The organism is uncultured Campylobacter sp. (genome assembly GCF_937980635.1).
Taxonomy (GTDB): Bacteria; Campylobacterota; Campylobacteria; order Campylobacterales; family Campylobacteraceae; genus Campylobacter_B.
This window is the reverse complement of sequence record NZ_CALJPG010000031.1, coordinates 30,750-53,801: the sequence shown is the minus strand read 5'-3', so window position 1 is coordinate 53,801 and position 23,052 is coordinate 30,750. Positions and strand designations below refer to the sequence as shown.

General features: G+C 41.0%; 11 protein-coding genes and 1 tRNA gene. All 12 read left to right on the top strand.

Going from position 1 to position 23,052, the window contains the following annotated elements:
• Window positions 1-46 precede the first annotated feature (46 nt).
• The 12 genes from Q0460_RS08945 (at window position 47) to Q0460_RS08890 (ending at window position 22,916) form a co-directional block, all read left to right on the top strand.
• Window positions 47-4,600, top strand: a complete 4,554-nt coding sequence (locus Q0460_RS08945; protein ID WP_299086416.1) for an ATP-binding protein — start codon at window positions 47-49, stop codon at window positions 4,598-4,600.
• A gap of 14 nt (window positions 4,601-4,614) precedes the next feature.
• Entirely contained in the window at window positions 4,615-4,995 is a 381-nt protein-coding gene (locus Q0460_RS08940) for a response regulator (RefSeq protein WP_005869488.1), read from the top strand.
• A gap of 12 nt (window positions 4,996-5,007) precedes the next feature.
• A tRNA-Arg gene (locus Q0460_RS08935) sits at window positions 5,008-5,084 on the top strand.
• A gap of 443 nt (window positions 5,085-5,527) precedes the next feature.
• A complete protein-coding gene (locus tag Q0460_RS08930; protein ID WP_299086415.1) occupies window positions 5,528-7,486 on the top strand; it encodes a ShlB/FhaC/HecB family hemolysin secretion/activation protein in 1,959 nt (652 codons plus the stop codon).
• A gap of 255 nt (window positions 7,487-7,741) precedes the next feature.
• Window positions 7,742-15,742 carry a hemagglutinin repeat-containing protein gene (locus tag Q0460_RS08925; protein ID WP_299086414.1) on the top strand — a complete coding sequence of 2,667 codons (8,001 nt, stop codon included), beginning with the start codon at window positions 7,742-7,744 and terminating at the stop codon, window positions 15,740-15,742.
• A 25-nt stretch (window positions 15,743-15,767) separates the two neighbouring features.
• On the top strand, window positions 15,768-16,187 hold the full coding sequence (locus Q0460_RS08920; protein ID WP_297962257.1) for a DUF4279 domain-containing protein: 420 nt from the start codon (window positions 15,768-15,770) through the stop codon (window positions 16,185-16,187).
• A gap of 62 nt (window positions 16,188-16,249) precedes the next feature.
• Window positions 16,250-18,784, top strand: coding sequence for a hemagglutinin repeat-containing protein (locus Q0460_RS08915; RefSeq protein WP_299086413.1), 2,535 nt, complete (start codon window positions 16,250-16,252; stop codon window positions 18,782-18,784).
• A 9-nt stretch (window positions 18,785-18,793) separates the two neighbouring features.
• Window positions 18,794-19,210 carry a hypothetical protein gene (locus tag Q0460_RS08910; protein WP_299086412.1) on the top strand — a complete coding sequence of 139 codons (417 nt, stop codon included), beginning with the start codon at window positions 18,794-18,796 and terminating at the stop codon, window positions 19,208-19,210.
• Window positions 19,211-19,212: 2 nt separating this feature from the next.
• Window positions 19,213-19,632: a hypothetical protein gene (locus Q0460_RS08905; protein WP_299086411.1), complete on the top strand. Its 420-nt coding sequence runs from the start codon at window positions 19,213-19,215 to the stop codon at window positions 19,630-19,632.
• A 207-nt stretch (window positions 19,633-19,839) separates the two neighbouring features.
• Window positions 19,840-21,021 (top strand): tryptophan synthase subunit beta, encoded by a 1,182-nt coding sequence (trpB, locus tag Q0460_RS08900; protein WP_299086410.1) that lies wholly within the window; start codon window positions 19,840-19,842, stop codon window positions 21,019-21,021.
• On the top strand, window positions 21,014-21,760 hold the full coding sequence (gene trpA / locus Q0460_RS08895) for a tryptophan synthase subunit alpha (RefSeq protein ID WP_299086409.1): 747 nt from the start codon (window positions 21,014-21,016) through the stop codon (window positions 21,758-21,760). Before trpB ends, trpA begins: the two co-directional genes overlap by 8 nt.
• A 10-nt stretch (window positions 21,761-21,770) precedes the next feature.
• Window positions 21,771-22,916 (top strand): hypothetical protein, encoded by a 1,146-nt coding sequence (locus Q0460_RS08890; protein WP_299086408.1) that lies wholly within the window; start codon window positions 21,771-21,773, stop codon window positions 22,914-22,916.
• The last annotated feature ends 136 nt before the right edge of the window (window positions 22,917-23,052 follow it).

Below are 23,052 nucleotides of genomic sequence, written 5' to 3'. Positions count from 1 at the left end.
TGAATAAAATTTAACGTCGCGTAAGCTGCGCTTTGAAGGATTTTGTATGAATTTAAATACTACAAGTGCTTTGAGACTTGTTAGCGGTATCCCGCTACTTTTGATTTTCGCGTTTGCATCATATTTCTTGTTTATCTCTTTACAGGATTACGCCAGGGTGGGAATTTTGCAGCAGCAAATTGCTAAAAATAGCAATCTCGCGGCGTTAGTAGAGCAGGTAGATAAAGAGCGCGGTATTACTTCGGCGTTTTTGGGTAGCGAGGGAAACCCCGGTATGGGAACCCTTCTATCGGGTCAACGTAAAAAAACCGACGATGCGCTTGCAAAGTATAAAGAAAGCAAAAATATCAGTGAAAATGTCGTAAAAAAGACTATTTTTGATATTTTCGCTTACGGCACCGGTAATGACGAGCTTTTGGCTGCCGAGGCCGATATAGACGGTTTATTAGACAAGCTTCCGCAGGTAAGAAGGGATGTTGATGCTCAAAGCAAAAGCTTCGGTGAGCTTTTCAGCTCATATTTTCAAAAATTCGATAATGATGTAAAAACAATCCAACGAGTGCTAAGAGAGGGTCTTGTAAGCTCAAATATTACCGTTTGGACGGTTTCATTGCTTAATACCTATGAGGCGATGGACGCCACCGCATCGGAGCGCGACTATATTATCGAATACATCATCGGCAGCAAAGCGATGAATCAGGCGCAACTAAGGACTTGGGCTAGCTTCAACCTATCTAGTTCGCTTCCTAATTACTACTTCTTGCCGGAATCGGATGCTAGAGCCGCGATTTTAAAAATTCTAGACGGAGAGGAATTTCAAAACGCATTAAGAGAGACTGCTAAAATTTCAGCCACATTGCAGCAAGAAGCGGATGAGGGACACTATAGCGTGCCTTTTCAAGAGTGGTTTGCCTCTACTACACTTAAATATAAAAAGTTAAGCGAAATTTCTGAAAAGATCAATGCTGAGCTTGCAGCGCATGCTGATACTTATCTAGCGCAAAGACTAAGAAACCTATTTATAGCTCTTGGTATATGGGTTTTAGCGGCTATTTTGGTCGTTTTTGCCTTGGGTATCACAAGACGTTTAAGACAGAACGTTACCGACCTCGGCAACGTGCTTAGCCGAATCGGCGATTTGACGAATCAGCACGAGCATATCGACGTTAGGACTAGTGAGGGTGTTAACAAAGCGTATTCGCTTATTGAGGACGCGCTCGATCTGATTGCATATCAAAAGGGTGCTGCGGAGGATGCCAATAAGGCAAAATCGATCTTTTTAGCCAATATGTCGCACGAGATCAGAACGCCGCTTAACGGCATCATCGGCTTTACGGAGCTTCTTAAAAATACCGATCTGGATGAAGAGAAGCGCGATTATGTTGATACCATCGAAAAATCGTCCGAAAACCTTCTAACGATCATTAATAACATTTTGGATGTCTCTAAGATCGAGAGCAATAAGGTCGAGCTTGAGGATATTTTATTCAATCCTATCCAAGATTTCGAAAGTGCGGTTGAAATTTACGTCGCCAAGGCTGCCGAAAAGAATATCGACATCTTGCTTTACATCGATCCTACACTCGTGCACCACCTATACGGAGATATTACGAAGATCAAAGAGGTTCTTATCAATCTCATGTCAAATGCGGTCAAATTTACGCCTGAGCACGGCACTATCGTAGTTGAAATTTTAAGAGAGCCTAGCAAAGCTCCGGGAGAGGCGATCGTAACGTTTAGCGTCGAGGATACCGGTATCGGAATTTCGGAAGATAAGCTCGCTAACGTATTTAACGCCTTCTCGCAAGCAGACTCTACCATCACGCGTAAATACGGCGGAACGGGCCTTGGACTTACGATTTCGTCCAAATACGTCGCGATGATGGGTGGTAAGCTTCAGGTTAAATCTACCGTAGGAAAAGGTACTAGATTTTATTTCACCCTTGCTTTTAAAGAGACACAAAAGACCGATGCGGACGCAGTATTTGAAAGTATCAAAGGATTAAATTTTGCGCTTTTAGCCGATAGCGCCGATACGATGTATAATGATATCGTTAAAAACTATATCAGCAAGCTAGGCGGTAAAATTTCGATATTTAATACAAACGCGCAGTTCCGCTCAGCGCAAAATAATAATAAATATGACGCTCTTATCACTAGATTTAAGAATTACGGCGAGGTTAGCGATATATTGAGTATGCCTACGATCTTAACTCTTAAGCCGAAAGAGCTTCAAAGTATTAGTATTTCAAATTCTAAAATTTTTACCCTCACAGAGCCTTTTAACTTAACTAAATTTGTTAAGACGCTAGATAAAATTTCAAAATCCGGAATTGCTCTAAGCAGATCGGATTTTGCTCCACAGACGCATGAGATTAAGCTGGATGCTGAGGTAGAAAAGCCTATCGTCGCTGATGAAATGATTATGGAAGAGCCGGTAGTAAAAGAAAGGCCTATCATCAACAAGCTCGATGAATTACGACATGCTAGTACTTCGTCGGCAGACGAGCTACGCGCTATCTTGCAAAGCAGAAGGCGTACGCATGATGCCGAGGCTCATTCTGCGCATAAAGAGGAGGCTGTTAGTAAGCCTAGTATTGCTCAAGAGCTCAAAAAAGAAGCTCCTAAGGTGGAAGAGCCGGTCATTAAGCCTATAGATATCGAGCCTATGAGTGATATTAAGATTGAAAAGATAGAGCCTGAATCGCCAAAGATCGATATTGATATTCCTGAAATAGTAATCCCGCGCGCAGAAAAGCCAAAGGTAGAGCCTTCAAGCACAAAGGATGCCCAGACTGATATCGATGAGCCTATATCTTTGGAAATTCCTGATGATTTTGTGGGGCTCAAAACACATGCGACGCAGACCCAGGCTCCTAAAGCCGAAACTCCTAGCATTGATCTTTCTGATATCGAAATAGAGCTTCCTAAGATCAAAAAAGAGGAAGAAGAAGTAAAGGTTGAGCCTGCAAAAATAGAAATTCCAAAGGCTAAGGTTGAGACGCCTAAGGCTGAGATTGAAATTCCTGATATAGATATCGATCTTTCGGATATCAAACCGAGTGCCAAGGTGCAAGAGCCTGCCAAAAAGGTTGAAATTCCAAGCGTAGAAGAAGAAATTCCTGTAGCCGTTAAAACCGAGCCTGAAATTCCTATCGCTAAAGCTTCGAAGCCTGATACTTCAAGTGTTTCTGCTCATGAAGATGAAATTTCAAGTGTTAAACTTTCAGAACCTGAAATTCCAACTGAAAAGATAATCGAACCAGAACCTATCGCTGTTGAGCCAGAGCCGGTAGTAATTGAGCCTGAACTAAAACCTATCAAGCCAAAACTTGAAGAGGTTAAACAGGAGCCTTCAAATATCGAGTCTGAACCGGTAACGCCAGTAGTAGAACCAGCAGCTCAAAATATTCCTGTCGAAGAGCCGAGTATTGAGCCGGAGCCTGTAGATATTCCTAAGGTGGAGCCTGCTACTCAAAACGACTATGTCGAAGAGCCCGAGATCGAGCCTGTTAGCGTAAAAGTCGAACCGGTAGTTATCCCGCAGCCTGAGGAAGAGGAGATGGTCGAGGTGCCCGTCACCGTATACGAAGACGAGCAGCAGGAAGAAACCATTATGGTCGAAGAGGATGTCGAAGTTGAAGAAGAGGTTGAAGTGCCGGTAGAGCGAAATCCTGCCGATGAAAATGTACCTTTGGTCAATAGAAAATATAACGCTAAAATTCTTATAGCGGAAGATAATGAGATCAACCAAAAGCTTATGAAGCATACGTTAAATAGCTTTAATATGAATTTGACGATAGTAGAAAACGGGCTTTTAGCACTGGAAGCCAGAAAAGCTAATAACGACTATGATCTCATATTTATGGATATTTCGATGCCTGTTATGGACGGTATCGAATCTACAAAGCAGATCAAGCAATACGAACACGAGAATAATCTTCGCCACATCCCGATCGTGGCTGTTACTGCCAATGCGCTAAAGGGCGATAGAGAGAAATTTATGGCAGCAGGACTTGACGAATACTGCACCAAGCCAATCAAAAAAGATATCTTAGCTCAAATGTTAGATAATTTTATCGGTGATAAACGATCTGATGCAGCGCCTGCCGGTGGAACTACAAAGAAGCTGGTTAAAAAGCTTGTCAAACGCCAGGTGCCTAAGACGGTCATTAAAACTGTCAAAGTGCCAAAGACGATAATGAAGCTAGTTCCTAAAAAAAGCATAGTTTCCGATGACGTAGTGAAAGCTAAAGGTGCGCGTGTGCCGACAAAAGATATACTTATATGCAAGGCAAACATTATGGAAAGTAAAATTTTTGCCAGCATATTAAAACACCAGTATAAAGACGTAGAAATTGCGGGCAATTTCGACCAGCTTATTTCTATGGCGGCTACGGGCAGCTATAAGCTTGTTTTGGTTGATAAAAAGCTAGCAGGGCTAGACTTGGCGGCGTTAGAGAGCTTACGCCTAAAAGCGCCTATGACAAAGCTAGTGCTGTTTTCTAACGACAACGATGAAAATCCACTATTTAGCGAAGTCGCTAGTTACAATATCACCAAGTCGGGTCTTGAGAAACTCGCACAAAAATATATATAAGGATGAGGTTTTAAATGAGAGATTTGAAAGTTTTAACGGTTGATGACGACGCTATAAATTTAAAGTTACTTGAAGTTATGCTAAAAAAATACGGCAAATTCCAAACCATACTCCAAGCCAAAAACGGCTTGGACGCCCTTGCCGTACTCGAAGTTCAGCCCGTTGATTTAATTTTATTAGATATCGTAATGCCTGTGATGAATGGGCTGGAATTTTTAGATAATCTTCACGCTAGAGAAAGTATAGCTCATATCCCCGTCATTGTCCTTACGACGGACGAGACCGCTAAACGAGAGGCTTTAAATAAAGGTGCTTATGACTTTATGACAAAGCCCATCAATGACAAAGATCTTCACAAAAAACTAGACGATGTTATGAATATTATCGGCGATTAAATTGTCGATTTTGTCCTCGTAGCTCAGTAGGATAGAGCGCAAAATTCCTAATTTTGAGGCCACAGGTTCGAATCCTGTCGGGGACACCATCTATCAAATTTCATCCCTATTTTTAATTTTTTGATTTTTTTGAAAGCCATACTTTACGGCTTTTGTAAATTTTTTCAAAAAAATTTCAAATGCTAAAAACGCTAGATTATACAGGTAGTTTAAGAGAAACTACTATATTAAAAATCAAAATTCTAGGCATAATAAAATCTAAAATCTCAATTAGCACCGAAACCCAAGAAGCCTTGCCCGAAAATTTAAAAAATTAGTGTATTATCATCAATTTTAATTGATAGCCCTAGCGGAAGACAAAGCCTATAAAAAGCGAATATATGCGAATATATGCCAATAGATGCTTTTGCCAGCTTAAGCTATAAAAAGTTTTCTTTTGCGGCAATATTCCGATCGTAAAAAATGGGCGCAATCGATGTTTTATAAAAAACCATTATCTTATCGCTACGATAGCAAATTTAAAGGAGCCTCTTTGCAACCCTGTGGCGTTAAAAGCGTCAAGCTTATTCTAGCTTCTATCTTTATAGGCTTAAGCCTAGCTCCTAAAGTGTTAATGGCTGCTCCTGCCGATATTTCTGGCGCCATAAATTCCGAAGAGCAAAGAATAAGATCAATTAGACAGGGCACCGAGGATCCTTTCATAACGATACGCAGCGAAGAGTCTCTCGCTTCAAGCGCAACCGCGGAGCCCAAGAAAGCGGGAATTTGCTTTAAAATTTATGATATCAAACTGATTAGCGCAGAAGCGCAAAACGAGCAGAAAAGTAGCGCGGATTCTAAATTTAACGAAGCGGATTACGAATTTAAAAACAAAGATGATCCCAAAACTCCAGCCGTTAACCCTAAAGACGGTGCTGGCTGGGGTGTTCTTCCCTTTAAGCCGAATGATGAAAACTTGGGGCGCGCGAAAGTAAAAACTCTCGCTAAGTCCATCAATTCTACCTCGAATTCCGATCATTCCGTTCCGCCCGGGGTTGAAAGAATTCTAAGCTCCACTCTAAAAGAGCTTAAATTTAAAAGCGGCGACTGCTTGGGAAGCGATGAAATTTTAGCTCTGGCAAGAGCGTATAACAACAAAATCATATCCGCAGGCTTTATCACTACGTCCGTTTCCATCCCCCAGCAAAACATCTCCTCGGGCACCCTTCTTTTGGCTCTGCATCCCGGACGCATAGGCGAGATTTCGCTTGAGCCGGGCTCTAGAGCTAAAAATCAAAGGAGCATCTTTACCGCATTCGGCGGCGATAAGAGGGGAGAGATTTTAAGCTTAAGAGATCTGGAGCAGGCTATGGAAAATTTTAATGCCGCTTCAAGAAGCGAGGCGGAGATAAGCTTAAGCCCTTCCGCAAAGCAGGGCTACTCCGATATCAATATCTCTAAGCAGCAAAGCTCTCCTTTATTGCTTAGATTAAGCGCGGATAATATGGGCTCCAAATCTAGCGGCAAATACCAAGGTGCAGCTATGCTTTACGGCTTAAATTTGCTTGGATTAAACGAGAGCGTATTTGCTTCTTACGGTAGAAATTTTTTAAGAGGAGATAAAAAATCTTTAGGAGATGATAGCAAGAGCGGAAGATCAGCTAATTACTATGCGGGCTTTAGTATACCTTTTGGATACTTTTCTCTATCTTTTTGGCAGAACAGATACACCTATGATCAAATAGTGCCTGGAGCGTATGAGCTTTATACCTATAGCGGAAGCAGCGTTAGAAGAAATTTGGATCTTAACTACGTATATTTTAGAAATCAAAACTCCAAAAATTCTCTGTTTTTTAGAATTTGGCAAAAAAAGTATAAAAACTATATACAAGATTATGAGCTTAGTAACCAAAGAAAGCGTGAAGGCGGCTATGAGGCGGGGCTAAAATCCAAGGTATTTTTTGACAACTCTTCGGTAGAGATGATGCTTTCGTACCTAAAATCCACGGGGGAGTTTAACGCTCTAAGGGCGCCCGATGAAGACTTCGGCGGCGGAAGCTCAAGGTACCATTTGATAAACGCCGCGTTAAATTTTAAAACCAGATCCTCCGCCATCCCTTTAAGCTACGAACTGGAGCTTTATGCAAGAAGAGCCAGCACTCATCTTAGCCCCATAGATAGGCTAAATATCGGCGGATACTATAGCGTTAGAGGGTTTGACGGGCAGATGAGCCTGCTTGGAGATAGCGGTTTTTATATAAGAAATACCTTGGAATATAAGTATTTTAAAAACAACGGCGTCTACCTGGCCTTTGATGTCGGCAAACTCAGCTCTAAGGGAAAAGATTATCCAGCAGAGGGTGAAATGCTTAGCGGAGGAGGCGTAGGCCTTAGAGGAAATATTTCAGGCTCTTTTACCTATGATCTTTTGGTGGCTTTTCCTATTAGCAAACCGGAAAATTTTAAAACGGATAGTCCCGCTTTAAATTTCTCTTTAAGCTACGACTTTTAAATTTAGCGAAATTTTATCGGCGCTTACCGCGGCGTTTAATATAAACTAAGACTATATAATGCTTAATAAATTTTACTAACTATTTTAGCGCAGATACGCCGTACTAAGAGCCGAGAAATAGCAATCCTGCGCCCAGACCGAACTCCAAAGTTAATTCAAACAAATTTTAAATAAAATATCCTAAATTTACTATTTTTTTAAGAAAGTATTCAAGAAATTTAAGATATAAACCCATCGCAATCGGAGGTTATTAGTATGCAAATCTTATGTTTAAGCTCTATTTTTAATGGCGCAGGGCGTCTTAGCGCCCCTACTGATACAAAAGAATATTTCGGCGTCTTTACCCAAGCGAAGAAACGCCTTGCCGCTCTTTTGCTTCTTAGTTTGCTGGCTCCCTGTTTTTCATATTGCGAGATAATACCCGATAACTCCGCTCCCGTAAATCATAGAGCTTCGGTGTCTCAAACTCCGAATGCTCCCGCCACTCAAATAGATATCGCTTCCCCTAACGATAAGGGGATTTCTATCAACGAATACTCCAAGCTCAACACTCCTAAAGAGGGCACGGTATTTAATAACTCTCAAGCAGGATCCATAAGTAAAACTGCAGGCTACATACCGCCAAATCCGAGGCTCAATCGCGGCGAGGCTAAGCTTATAATCAATCAGGTAAACTCGCCTCTTCCTTCAAATTTACAGGGTAATATAGAGATAGCGGGCAGAAAAGCCGATCTCATCATCGCTAATCCTAGCGGCATCAACGTAAACGGCGCTACCATAATAAATTCCTCCTCCACTACGTTAAGCACCACCACACCCTCCTATGAAAACGGACATCTTAAATCCCTAAACATAAGCAAGGAAGGCTCTATAAATATAGGAGCGAATGGCCTAAACGACAACGGAGATTATCTAAACGTAATATCTAATAGCCTAAAGCTGGAGGGTAAAATTTACGCAAACGAGATCAACGTAGTAGCGACTGACGGTAAGGTATCTTTAAAAAATACAAACTCCGGATTGAGGCAGGATAATCTAAAGATCGAGCAAGAAGGGGGATCGCATCCCAATGGCGTATCCATAGACTCCTCAGCCTTAGGAGGAATGTATGCGGGCAGGATAAATATAATATCTACTAAAGATGGAGCGGGCATAAACAATAAAGGGGCTATCTTGGCGGACAGCTCTTTAAAGATAGATGCCAACGGAGATCTGATAAATGAAGGAAAGCTAGGTTCTAACGGACAGACTCAAATCAGCTCCAAGACCGTCTCCAACCAAAAGGGCTCTAAAATTTCAGCCTCTAATCTGGGTATAAAAGCCTCCTCGGTAGAAAACAGAGGAAATATACAGGCTAATACTCTAAAGATAAAAGCGGATAGGCTAGATAATATAAAAGGCTCCATAAGCTCAAGCTCTGCCTTAAAGATAGAAGCGAAAAGCCTAAGCAACAAAGATAGAGCCGTAATAGGAGCGGCTAAGAGCGAAAGACTAAAGGAGTTAAGCTTAGATGAGAGCAAAGACTCTTTTAAAACAGGAGTTATCCCTCCATCCAAAAACGAGCTTAGCATAATAAGCGCGGATCATATATCAAATATAGGCGGAGCGATACTTTCAAACGAAAGCTATTTAGATATAAAAGAGAGTCTCTTAAACGATAATAGCCTAATGGTATTAAGGGCGTTGGATTCTGAAATTCCAAATTTTTATAACCTTTCAGGTTCTACCTTTATAGTGCAAGAGGGCTTAAGCTTGCGCGGCAACAATCTACGCAACGAAAGCTCAAAGATCATCTCCCTAGGAGGCGCTCTTTTAGGCTACGACAGCATAGATAACTCTAAGGGTTCTATCCTAAGCGGAGGAAATTTAATCATAAACAAAGGCACTCTTAACAACGAAGAGGGGCTGATAAGCTCCAAAGGGGATCTCGCTTTAAACCTAGATAGTCTTAGCGCTTTAGGTAAGTTAAGATCTGACGGTAGTTTATATCTGGGGCTAAAGGACGATTTGAGCTATAACGGAGGGATCTACGCAAGTGGCGATATATACTTAAACCTACAAGGAAATTTTATCGCCTTGCAAAGGCTGATTTCCAATAAAGATCTGATCATAAACGCAAAGAGTATCAAAAACGAAAGCATCATAGCCGCACTTGGAAATTTAGCTTTAAAAGCAAAGGAGCAAATTTTAAATTTAGGTTCTTTAATCGCGCGCGGCGAGCTGATAACAAACTCTGAAAGCCTAATCAATAAAAAAGCTCTCATCTATGCGCAAAACGGCATAGCTTTAAACGCTAAAAATATCCTCAATCAAGACGCGTCCAATATACTTAGCGGAGGGGATATAGTTATAAATACGAGCCTTCTTAGCAACGAAGCGCTATCCAACATCATCTCTCAAAGAAATTTAAATATTTTTAATGAAAGAGGCGGGGAGGGCAAGGCAGACGAGATAATTAACGCCTCCTCTTTGATATATGCAAAAAACACTCTTAATATCGGCGCTAAAAAGCTAAACAACCGCTCGGTTAACGAGCCCGTAAAGAGGGTTCAAAGCACCGGTTATAATATAGATTTTACTTGCAATGGTGACGGTTGGGGTTGCAGCGGCGTAGCCATCCCTTTAAAGGTCAATGCGGCAGAGATAAAAGAGCGCATCCTCAAGCAAAATCCCAATATTAGCCCGGACGAGCTAAACGCTAAGATCATGGAGGAGCTTAGCGAGCAGGATATGAATCTATACGTATTAAGCTTATATAAAAATACTAGGCTTCCGGGGGAGGATACTAGGCTATATGACGCTATAACGTTAAGCTTAAAAGACAATCTCTTCGGCATAAGAAGAAGCAAGCCTCATAAGAAGGAGAGATTAAGGCAGATAAGCTACAGCATCAATAAAGAGTATATAAGCGAAGATAGCCTAAGTAAATTTATGGGTTCAAACATAATCTCCGCAGGGGATAGCAACCTTAACATAGATGAGCTAAATAACGATAAGAGCGTAATTTATGCCTATAACGATCTGCTCTTAAATGTAAAGAGTCTAAACAACCGCTCTTTAAGTCTAAATCATAGTATAACGAGCCAGGCGGAGTATAGATGGAAACATAAAAGCCACGGCGGTAAAGGCGGCTATAGCGACCAAAAGATTATCTACTACTCCCAGCCTGCTATTATCTCCATAATAGGAGCTAAAAAAGATATAAAAGGCTACGCGGGCGATATTTCAAATTTAAACTCACACGGGCAGATAAACTCTGGTAACGCTCCTACTCTTATAAAGGAAGCTTTTTCTAAAATAGATTACTCCCTAATAGGCAAAGGGCTCGGTAATCCTAACGCTTTAAATCTCGATAAAAACGATCTCGCGCCTAGCCTTAATAACGAAGCGGATATGCAAGATATCATTAGGCCCAGCTATATAAACAATCTCTTTTCGCCTATAAGCAGTAAATTTTATAACACCTTCTACGTTTATAGCGAGCTGATACCGGATTTTTCATATATGCACAATAAGCTAAGCTTGCTTTATGATAAAAAAAGGACATCCTTGAACTCTTCGGAGGAAGATGACGGCACCCTGCTTAGCTCCGCACCTTCTTTGATATACGCAGGAGGCAGCATAGATCTAAGCGTAAACGGCGATCTTAGAAACGAAGGGATAATCTACGCGGGCTCTAATATGAGCCTCAAAGCGGGCAGCGTATCAAATTTAAACTCCGCCTCCATCATCGCCGCGAACGCCCTAAGCATATCGGCCAAAAAGGATATAATAAACGCATCCTCTTTGATACAAGGACGCAGCGTAAGCTTAAACGCGGGCAGAGATATAGTACATAAAACTCTAAGTAAAGAGATAAACCTAAATAGAGCCTACGGCGATCAAAGCAGCACCTATATAGGCACTATCTCAAATATAAAATCTATCGAAGGCGACGTAGCATTAAATGCAGCTCGTGATATAACCGTAACCGGAGCAAGCATAGACTCTGCTGCAAATTTAATCCTAAACGCCGCAAAGGACGTAAATATAAATAGCGCGGAGGAGAAGCTAAGCTATAATTTTAAAAGCAAGGGCGGATACTATAAAGAGGATATCGTTAAGAATACAAGCTCCAAACTTAACTCCAAAGATAATATCTTAATAAAAGCAGGCGGTATAGCCATAAGCGGAGCGGATATTAATGCTCATAACGGAGATGCTTTGCTACAGGCAAAGAACTCCATAAATCTAAGTGGGGATATCGATAGCAACTACTACGAGAGCAAATTTAAAGAAAGCGGCTTTTTATCCAAAAAAAGCACTACTACTAAAGCTTTAAATCAAAGCGTAGTACCAACTAGCATAAGGGCTAAAAATATAATGCTTAGCTCGCAAGAAGCGGATATCAATATAGCGGGCTCTGCGTTAAAAGCTAAAGAAGCCATAGATATGCAGGCGGGAAACAATATAAATATATCGCCTCTAAGCTATAACTCCTTAAACTATAAAAATAGCTCCAAATCCTCTTTGGGCGGATTGAAAGCTAGTATGGATATGCACTCGCTTTATAAACGAAATTTGCAAAGCTCCTCCCTATCGAGCGAAACGGGAGATATAAACTTAAGAGCAAAGAACGATCTAGGCCTAATATCCGCGGATATTTCAAGCGGACGCAATCTAAACTTAGGCGCGGGAAATTCCATAAATATCCTAGCGGCCAAGGAGTATAAAGAGGAGCTAAGCGCCCATAAGAAAAGAAGCTTCAATCCGCTCTCGGTGTTCAACTATCCCGTAGCGATAGCAGCTTCCGTAGGGGCAATGGATAATATCGCATTAGAGGCCGGGATAGAAAAGATAGGCGGTAGTAACTTTACCGAGGTATATAGATCGGATTATAATAGCAAGCAGGTAAAGGAAGGTATATCTAAACTATCCGATATCAAAGCCGCGGGCGATATAAGCTTAAACTCTCCTACAGCTTTTATAACTTCAAATATGAAAGCGGGCGGAGATATAAATATAGACGCTAAAAACCTAACGATATCCGCAGCCACTAACGAATACAGCGAGCACAATGTAGCAAAAAGCGCCTCCGTATCTATTACTAAAGCGAAAGACTCGCTAAATCAGATGAAGCCTAAGTCCTTAGATGAGTTTAAGAAAGATACGAGCATTAAAGTAAAGCTAGCCGACGCCTCATACGATAAATCCAATACGAACTTATACGGTACCGAGACCGTCTCTTCTAATATGGAAGCTAAAAACATAACTCTTAGAGGGGATAATAGCCTAAGCGTTATAGGTTCAAGCTTAAAGGCCGAAGAGGATCTTAACTTAATATCCAAAGATGGAAATATAAATATAATAAATTCCACCGATACCGCAAGCTCCTCATCTAGCTCTAAGCATCTGGAAGGATCCCTATCTCTTACCGTACAAAACGAATACGCCCAGCTCGCTCCTGCGGCTATTGCTTTAGCGGAAGCGATAAAACAGCTAAATCAGACTAAAAAGCAATTTAAGGAGTATAAGGATCAGAAAAATGCTCTACAGGATAAACTTATCGAGTTAAAAAACCGCTATAAGGCCAAAGAGGTAGGCATAGATTATTCCGATATCGAAGACTTACAAAACATAATAGAGGACGTAAAGGACGAAGAGAAATACTATCTATCAAATATCGCTCTGGCTACTGCCAACGTAGCCTCTAAAACCGCCGCCCTCATCTCCCAAAAAAGCGCCGCATCTGCAAGCTCATATACCTGGGGCTTTAGCGTAGGCGCCTCCGCAGAGCTTAGCGGAACCGCTTCCAAAGATAGCTCTAAATCAACTGGCTCCTTAGCTTCTAATCTTAGCGGCAAGAATATTAAAATTTTAACTGATAGCAATAAAGATACCGCTATAAATATCAAAGGCTCAAATTTATATGCTAGTAACGATATACACCTAAACACTCATAATCTCTTTATCGATGCTTCGCAAGATAGCTATGAAGCTAAACAAAGCTCTAAAACCGTAAGCGGAAGAGTATCTGCTACTATGTATGGAGGCGGAGGAGGAAGCGCAGGGCTTGATTACTCTAGAAGCAATATGAAAGAGGATAGCCTTAGCCACAATAATGCTAAAGTTTATGCAGGACATAATATATACGCCTTAGCTAGTAACGACGCTTTAATAAAAGGAGCAAACCTTAGAGCGGATAACGTTTTAGCTTTAAAGGTAGGACATGATCTAAGCCTTCATAGCTTAAGAGATAGCTATAATTACGATAGCAAATCAAGCTCTATAGCAGCAGGCATAGGCGTAAGCGGAACTAAAACAAACTCCGATCCGGACAATCCCTTTGACATAAGCAACAACATAGTAAGGTATTCAAATTCCAAGCTTTCAAGCATAAACGCTAACTACTCCAGATCCAAATCAAGCACTATGGTAAAACAGACCGTGCTATCTAGTATAACCGCCAAAGAGCTAAACATAGAAGTAGGAGCTAATACCGATCTAAAAGGCTCACTAATAGCCGCAGGCTACTATGATGAGAATGGAAATTTCATAGATAACGGCAAGCTTAGATTAAAAACAGATACTCTAACTTTTTCAAATTTAAGTAACACTAGATACGACAAATCAAATTCTTTAAGCATAGGGGCAAATTATGCTTTTAAAGATCCGCAACAGGGAAGCGAAAGCAAAGAGAACGATACCCAAGCTAAGGATAGCCAAAACGCTCAATCTAAAGAAAGCTCTACCGATCCTAAGTCTAAAATTTCATCGATTAACTACTCTAATAATAGAAACCTTTCCTACTCTATGAGTAAGAGCTTAGCTACTATAGGCAGAGGAGAGCTTATAGTAGGAGATAAAGATATAAGCTCTTTAAGCAAAGATGAGCTTGCTTCTTTACAATCTGATCCTAACAATAAAGCTCTATATAACTCAGACGATCTTACGAGATTAAACAGAGACAGCTCTAAGCTAAGCAAGGAGCTATACTCTACTAAGCTAAACTCTAACGTTGATGCAAGCGTGGATATGAGGCTCTTTAGCGAAGGGGGAAGGAATGAGATAAAGGATGAGCTTAATAGGGGTAGTGCGATAGACGAAGCGATAAATTTAATAGCCACTACCGAGAATGCGAAAGTCTCTAAAATATTTGATTATATCGGAGGCTTTACTAGCGGATACGATAAAGATAGTATGTCGCTTGCGGCAAATCTTGACGTACTAAACGATCCTAGTGCCGATATATTTAAAAAGCAACGAGCCGCACAGGATATAGCAAATCAAATGGGGGTAAAGGTTAAATTTGCCAATCTAAATAGAGGAAGCGGAGGAAAATTTAACTCAGACGATCCGAATGCCGTATATATCAATACGAAGCACATTAGCAATGCGAAAGAATTTATGACATCTTTGCGACACGAGCTTGTTCATCGCAGCGATAATAAACGAGGCTCTTTCATACCTAAAGATCCCGCGCAAAATCAATTCGCTACCAACTATGCCCTAGGCATGTTAAGTATGTCGGAAAAGGCTTTAAGATTAAACGGTAGAAGCCTTAACGACTATTCGCCCAAAGTAAATCCTAACGATAAAACCGTAGTAGCCGATACCAGATACTTTTACTCGCTGGACCAGAGGAAGAGTGATGATGCTGCTGTGGCAGCTGTTCTGCCTATTATAGAGGCAGCCTCCGCTTCTATCTTTTTTATTAAGACTAGACAGTTATCAAAAGATTTTGGAAATTGGTTAACAAATTGGTATGAAGGCGATCAATACAATGCTTACTGGAATTATCCTGGAAAATATCCTGACAATGGCGGCACTACAAAGGAACGATCAAACATAAATTATGATAGAATTCTAAACGATTTAGAAAATAAAAATATACAGGCAAGAAGCTGGGACAAAAATGATCATATAAAAATATTCCCTAAAAATAGAGAAGAAAAACTACCATACACTCAAATGCCTCAATCGCCTATAAAACCAGAATTAACGATCGGCGGCGGTATTCAGGGTAGAGAAACGGGATTTGGGGAGAATATACGTTATGCAGACAATGCAAAAGATGCCAAAAGAGTTGGTAGTAACGCAGCGGCAAATGAGTTAGCAAAAACACGAGATTATGCAGATGCGCATGCTCTAAAAGAAGCGAATTTAGATGGTCAATTTGATAAAATACCTTCACATTATGATATATATTATCATAAGGAAAGTAAAACTATATTTTTGAAGCATAAAACTACCGGGCGAATGATAGAAGCCCAGTAAATTTGTAAATTTATGAGGAGCATAAATGACTACTATGTATGTTGCTTTTTATTTATCGTCGGATAAATATAACTTTGATTTTTCGGACTTGATCCTAGATGAGAAGACCAATGAATATAAAATTAGTTATATAAAAAAATATAAAATCGGCGACATAGATGAAAGGCGCGGCAAGGTTAGAAATAGCTGTAGATGGCTATGCTATACTGCCAAGAAAGAGTGCGTATTTACAAGCGATGCCTTAAAAGATTTGTATGAAATTTTAAAAACGAACTTCGATGATATCAAAAAGAGGGTATCGGAATTAAATTTAGACGCCAATATCGATATAGTGATAGATATGACAGAAAAGGACGATATATATTCCATCGACTTTAGTAAAGAAATGATAAAAATGTGCGCCGAACTAAATGCCGATGTCTGCGTAGACGGGATATATTATTAATTTGTGTGGGGAGAGAGACGGCGTAGAAAATAAATTTCTAATACCCTGCTCAAAAGGTAAAAATGAATAAATTTATAAAGCAGCTTTCTTTCTTTACCCTTGCTCTTTTAACCGCCGCCCTCATCTCCCAAAAAAGCGCCGCATCTGCAAGCTCATATACCTGGGGCTTTAGCGTAGGCGCCTCCGCAGAGCTTAGCGGAACCGCTTCCAAAGATAGCTCTAAATCAACTGGCTCCTTAGCTTCTAATCTTAGCGGCAAGAATATTAAAATTTTAACTGATAGCAATAAAGATACCGCTATAAATATCAAAGGCTCAAATTTATATGCTAGTAACGATATACACCTAAACACTCATAATCTCTTTATCGATGCTTCGCAAGATAGCTATGAAGCTAAACAAAGCTCTAAAACCGTAAGCGGAAGAGTATCTGCTACTATGTATGGAGGCGGAGGAGGAAGCGCAGGGCTTGATTACTCTAGAAGCAATATGAAAGAGGATAGCCTTAGCCACAATAATGCTAAAGTTTATGCAGGACATAATATATACGCCTTAGCTAGTAACGACGCTTTAATAAAAGGAGCAAACCTTAGAGCGGATAACGTTTTAGCTTTAAAGGTAGGACATGATCTAAGCCTTCATAGCTTAAGAGATAGCTATAATTACGATAGCAAATCAAGCTCTATAGCAGCAGGCATAGGCGTAAGCGGAACTAAAACAAACTCCGATCCGGACAATCCCTTTGACATAAGCAACAACATAGTAAGGTATTCAAATTCCAAGCTTTCAAGCATAAACGCTAACTACTCCAGATCCAAATCAAGCACTATGGTAAAACAGACCGTGCTATCTAGTATAACCGCCAAAGAGCTAAACATAGAAGTAGGAGCTAATACCGATCTAAAAGGCTCACTAATAGCCGCAGGCTACTATGATGAGAATGGAAATTTCATAGATAACGGCAAGCTTAGATTAAAAACAGATACTCTAACTTTTTCAAATTTAAGTAACACTAGATACGACAAATCAAATTCTTTAAGCATAGGGGCAAATTATGCTTTTAAAGATCCGCAACAGGGAAGCGAAAGCAAAGAGAACGATACCCAAGCTAAGGATAGCCAAAACGCTCAATCTAAAGAAAGCTCTACCGATCCTAAGTCTAAAATTTCATCGATTAACTACGCTAATAATAGAAACCTATCCTACTCTATGAGTAAGAGCTTAGCTACTATAGGAAAAGGAGAGCTTATAGTAGGAGATAAAGATATAAGCTCTTTAAGTAAAGATGAGCTTGCTTCTTTACAATCCGATCCCAACAATAAGGCTCTATATAACTCAGACGATCTTACTAGATTAAACAGAGATAGCTCCAAGCTAAGCAAAGAGCTATACTCTACCAAGCTAAGCTCTAACGTTGATGCAAGCGTGGATATGAGGTTGTTTAGTAAAGGGGGAAGGAATGAGATAAAGGATGATTATAATCGCGCTTCTATGATAGGAAATGTCGGATATAATATATTGATGGGAGACATATCGTTTGATAAATATTTTACGGAGCTTGGTAGATATAATACAAGCTATGAATTCGATAAAGAATTTGGTGAATCTTTTGCTAAAGCTATGAGTGATAAAAGCCTAAGCCTAGCAGAAAAGAAACAAATTCAAGAGGCATATATGAATGCCAAGAACTATGCTATGGGCTTAAGAACGGATATCACAGCAGTATATCTAGCGAGCCCTAATGGTAAAAATAGTCAAGTATTAATGGGGAATTTTAATCCCAAAAACCAAACTATTACAACTGTATTCTCTACAGATAAACACAATAATATAAAAACCGATTTTAGCAGTTTTTATTTTGTACAATCGCATGAAAACAGCCATTTACAAGATTTTAAGGATGGAATTTATCGAGCTGATATCGATGGTAATCAGGAGACAAGAGCTAACGCTAGGGCAACAGATAGCCTCAATTATTTCAATAAGGCTCTAGGCATAAGCTCAAAAGGAAATTCCAACATCGGTCTATATAGTTTTTCGGCTAGTAACTCTATGGCGAATAAAAGTACATTGATAAATAACTTGCGAATTTTCTCAGGACTCGATTATTCAAAAAGTAGGAATGTGGATATAAATAAATTGGATCCGGAATCAAAGACAAATATTATATCGCGGCTTATAGAAACGGCTAATAAAATAGGTATGGATAAGTATAACCCTTCCGATAAAATAACCTATGCAGACCACGGTATTTCAGATAAAGAAGGCATTACATTATTTAGTTTTTATAACGATCCTCCAATAGAAACCGCAAAAAAGCTACAGCAAGAATTTCTAAAATTAGAAAAGTATAAAAATAATCCCAACATGCCTATAGAGTTGACTGTATGTTATATTGGTGGAAGCGATATTCAAAAAGAATTGAGTTTGTTGGAGCCAAATAGAGAAATTATTGCTTATGAAGGTTATTATGCAACACAACTGGTTTATGTGCCGTATTTAAATCCGGGCTCAGGAAAAGTCATATACAGAAATGGCAAGGTCATTTATAGAGACGGCAATACTAATTTTATAGATAGAATTTTAATCAAAAAATAAAGAGATAAAATGAGATTGCTAAAAAAGATTTTAAAAATAGTCTTTTATTTGGTGTTAATTATTTTTACGTTACTTTTAATTCTACCGTATATGCTAGATAAAAGCAAATGTTTATTTGTGGAAATACGACTTTCAGCTAAGCTAAAAGAAGCAAATGAAACTAAAAATTTATTGTTATTAAACGGTATTGCCTTTGATAGTAGAGTTTGCGGACAAAAAGAAATTTATAATCAAGCTTCCAAAATGATATGCGCGGATTTTAACTATGATAATTTTATAAAAGAATTAAATGAAGCAAATAAAACGAAGAATAAAAGGAAATTAAAGGAGTTGGATTTGCAATCTCACAGGTGTATAGACGATATAAATATAAGCAATCAAATACAAGATGAATTTGAATTGTATAAGTTATATTGGCGAGAATAAAAATGACGGCTCAAAGAAAATTAAAATTTTTAAAACGATACAAAAATATTATTCTATTACCATTTTTGCTAATTATTTCGTTTTTTGTTTTTCGTATGATTTATACGGAAATAATTAGCGAGTGCGCCCCAATAAGGCTCTTTTCAAAAAATTCTCTAAGTAATAGCGGTTATGTTAAGTTAAAAGCAAAATGTATAAAAAAGGCTTTGGAAAATGACGATAATCACCTTATTATGCAGTATTTTAAAAGAGAGACGAGCGAGTGCCTTAAAATTATTGATGAACCGTCAAAGATCCCACATAATCTTATTAGAGTTAACAGCTTTGAAGAGTGGAAAAAATTAAGGCTTACGGATACTGACAATATAATTTGTCCTATCGGTAATTCTAAAAAGAGCGATATTAGCAATGAAAGCAAATAAATTCACAAATCATTCAAATTTACGAAGCTAAGGCTACTCATCAAGCAAAATATTAGCTACAATTTTAAAATTTACTATCTTGCGCCGTGCGTTTTTACGGCTGCATATCCGATAAATTTTAAAATAGCGCCACAAAAGGTGTCGTCAAAAAAGCGAAATTTAACGCGAAATTTTATATAATCCTACGATTTAATGCGAGGAGATAGGATGAATAAAAAGGCGTATTTCGGGAGTTTCGGCGGGCAATTCGTGCCTGAGACGGCGATGTTTGCGCTTGAGGAGCTGGAGGAGGCGTACAACACCATAGCGCAGACGAAGGAATTTAAAGACGAGCTGGGTTACTTGCTGCGCGAATACGCTGGGCGTCCGACGCCGTTATATTACGCCGCGCGTCTTAGCGAGCACTACGGGCATGAAATTTATCTAAAGCGCGAGGATCTTAACCACACGGGCGCTCATAAGATCAATAACGCCCTAGCGCAAGCGTTGCTCGCCAAAAAAATGGGCAAAAAAAAGATCATCGCCGAAACCGGCGCGGGGCAGCATGGCGTGGCGACGGCGACGGCAGCGGCGCTATTTGGGCTTGAGTGCGATGTGTATATGGGCGAGACCGATGCGGCGCGCCAGCAGCTCAACGCCTTTAGGATGCAGCTTCTGGGCGCAAATTTAATCAAAATCGGCACCGGTTTAAAAACGCTCAAAGAGGCGACCACCGCGGCGATTCAGGCGTGGGTGAACGAGATCGAGAGCGTATTTTACGTCATCGGCTCGGCGGTCGGACCGCATCCGTATCCTAAGATGGTTAGGGATTTTCAAAGCGTCATCGGCGCCGAGACCAGATCGCAGCTCGCAAGCAAGGGGATCAAAGCCGACTACGTCCTAGCTTGCGTGGGCGGCGGAAGCAATGCGATAGGAATTTTTAGCGCGTTCGTGGACGATCCCGCCGTGCAACTCATCGGCGTCGAAGCGGGCGGCTTGGGCGCACATACCCCTTATCATGCAGCGACTATTACTAACGGGCGCGCGGGCATCATACACGGCATGAAAACGATCGTACTGCAGGATAAATTCGGCATGATCGAGCCTGTTCACAGCATCTCGGCGGGGCTTGATTATCCGGGCGTAGGCCCTGAGCACGCGCATCTGCACGAGATAAGTCGCGCAAAATATGAAGCGGTAACCGACGATGAGTGCATCACGGCGCTTAAACTGCTCTGTAGGCTTGAGGGCATTATCCCCGCGATCGAAAGCGCGCACGCGTTAGCGTATTTGCAAAAGCTCTGTCCGCAGTTAAAAGGCAAAAAAACGATTGTCGTAAACGTAAGCGGCAGGGGCGATAAGGATATGGATACCGTGATGAATTATAAAAAAGGAACGATTTATGGATAAGATCAAGGCGGCCTTTTCCGGCAAAAAGGCAAACATCGGCTACATCGTAGCGGGATATCCGAGCCCAGCGCACACGAAGGAGTTTTTGTCAAATTTAGACGAAAGCGTGATCGACCTGCTTGAGATCGGCATTCCTTATTCCGATCCGCTCGCAGACGGTCCCGAAATTTTTAAGGCGAGCTTTTCCGCGGTGCAAAACGGCGTAAACGCGGAGAAGGTATTTGAAATTTTAAAAGGTGTGCAAACGCGCAAGCCGCTTGTGTTTTTGGTATATTACAACGTGGTCTTTGCCTACGGCGCGCGCGAGTTTGTAGCGCAGGCGGCGCGCTACGGCATCAGCGGACTAATAATCCCCGATCTGCCGTATGAGGAAAACGAAGAAATTTTCGTGCTTTGCGAGGAGTTCGGTATCGCGCTCATCCCGCTTATCAGCGTTACGAGCGAGCACCGCGCCGCGCGAGTTTTGAGCCGCGCGCGAGGCTTCATCTACGGCGTAGGCGCTATCGGCGTGACAGGAAGCAAGCAAACTCCGATCTCGCGCCTAAAAAATATGGTCGCCGATCTTAAAAAGATGAGCGATCTGCCCGTAGCGATCGGCTTTGGTATCCGCACTGCCGGCGACGTTCGCGCCGCGAAAGAATACGCAGACGGCGCTATCATAGGCACCGCGATCGTAAATTTATGCGCGAACTACGGCGGGCGCGAGCTGCAAGGCAAGATCGCCGAACTTTTTAACTAACGGAAAGAGCATGAAAAAGATATTTTTGATTTTAATCGCAAATTTTTGCCTCGGCGCCAATCTGATGCAATACGATCTTTTCAACCACGACGACAGCGTCGACATCGTTTTGGCGTTTGACTCTGCCTATAAGCCTAACAATATTGCACGCATAGTTAATGGGCAGTCGATGAGCCTCATTTTAAAGGGGCTTGGCGGCGATGAGAAATTTAACGAGATGCGCACTAATCAAAAGGTCTTAAAAAGCTTTACGATAGCGCCTAAGGGTAAGGATATCGAGATAAATTTCCCCACCGGAGCCGATCTTTTAGTAGATGCCCACTCCCAAGACGATGATTTAAAGCTCATTTTGCGCGTAAAAAACCCCGCTTTCGATCAAAGCAAGATGAGCGTCAAAAGTGAAGCGAATGAGACGGCGCAAAGCGGTAGTAGCGGAGTTTCTGTAATGCCGATAATCGTAGCGCTACTGCTTGCGGCTGCGGCTTTCGTCGGCGTGCGGAAATTTTTATCACACAAGCCGCAAAAAAGTATAGACGAGACATGGCGGGTTTTTGAAGACGACGCTAGCATGGAGGATGCCGATGTGGACGAAGTGGGCATCGATGAAATTTTAAACGACTCCTCTTTTAAAAATCAGAGCGGATCAAAGAACGCAAATTATTCTGACGCGCAAGAGTTTGCGAAGAAAGATGAGACCTCTGCTTTAAATTCCAAAAATTCCAATGACTCAAAAAGCGTAGATAGCGCAGATTTTTTCAGAGGCGAGAATGTGAGCGAAGAGAGTGCCCACGATAAATTTTACGATGAGGTTGCGCGTGCCGAGCGTTCGGAAGCTACGGAGGCGGACGAAAGCTCTGAGAGCGCCGAGAATATAAGGGCAGCGGATAAAATTTCGCCGCTTAAAGTAAGCCCTGTCGAGAGTGGCACGATGGAATTTTGCGAGGGAGCAAAAGAAAGATCGGATGCAAAAGAGCCCAAAGTTTCGGCATTTAAAAGCATTTTAGAAAATGAGCTGCTTAGCTCGGATACCGCAAGACCTAGCGATGTGCGAGTAGAGCTGGTGCGCGAGATCGACGAAAATAATGCTGCCGTAGTGCTAAGCTTCGCAGGCAAAAAACATCTAGTGGTATTAAAAAGCTCCAACGCTATCGATTAATGAGGCGAGAAATTTCATAACTTGCGGGCTTTGCGACCGTATGTAAAATATAATTTCCGACTTCGTGCGAGAAATTAAGGTTGGTTTATTTATATTTAAGTAAAATTCTATAGTTAAGACTGGCTTCGTATGTCCG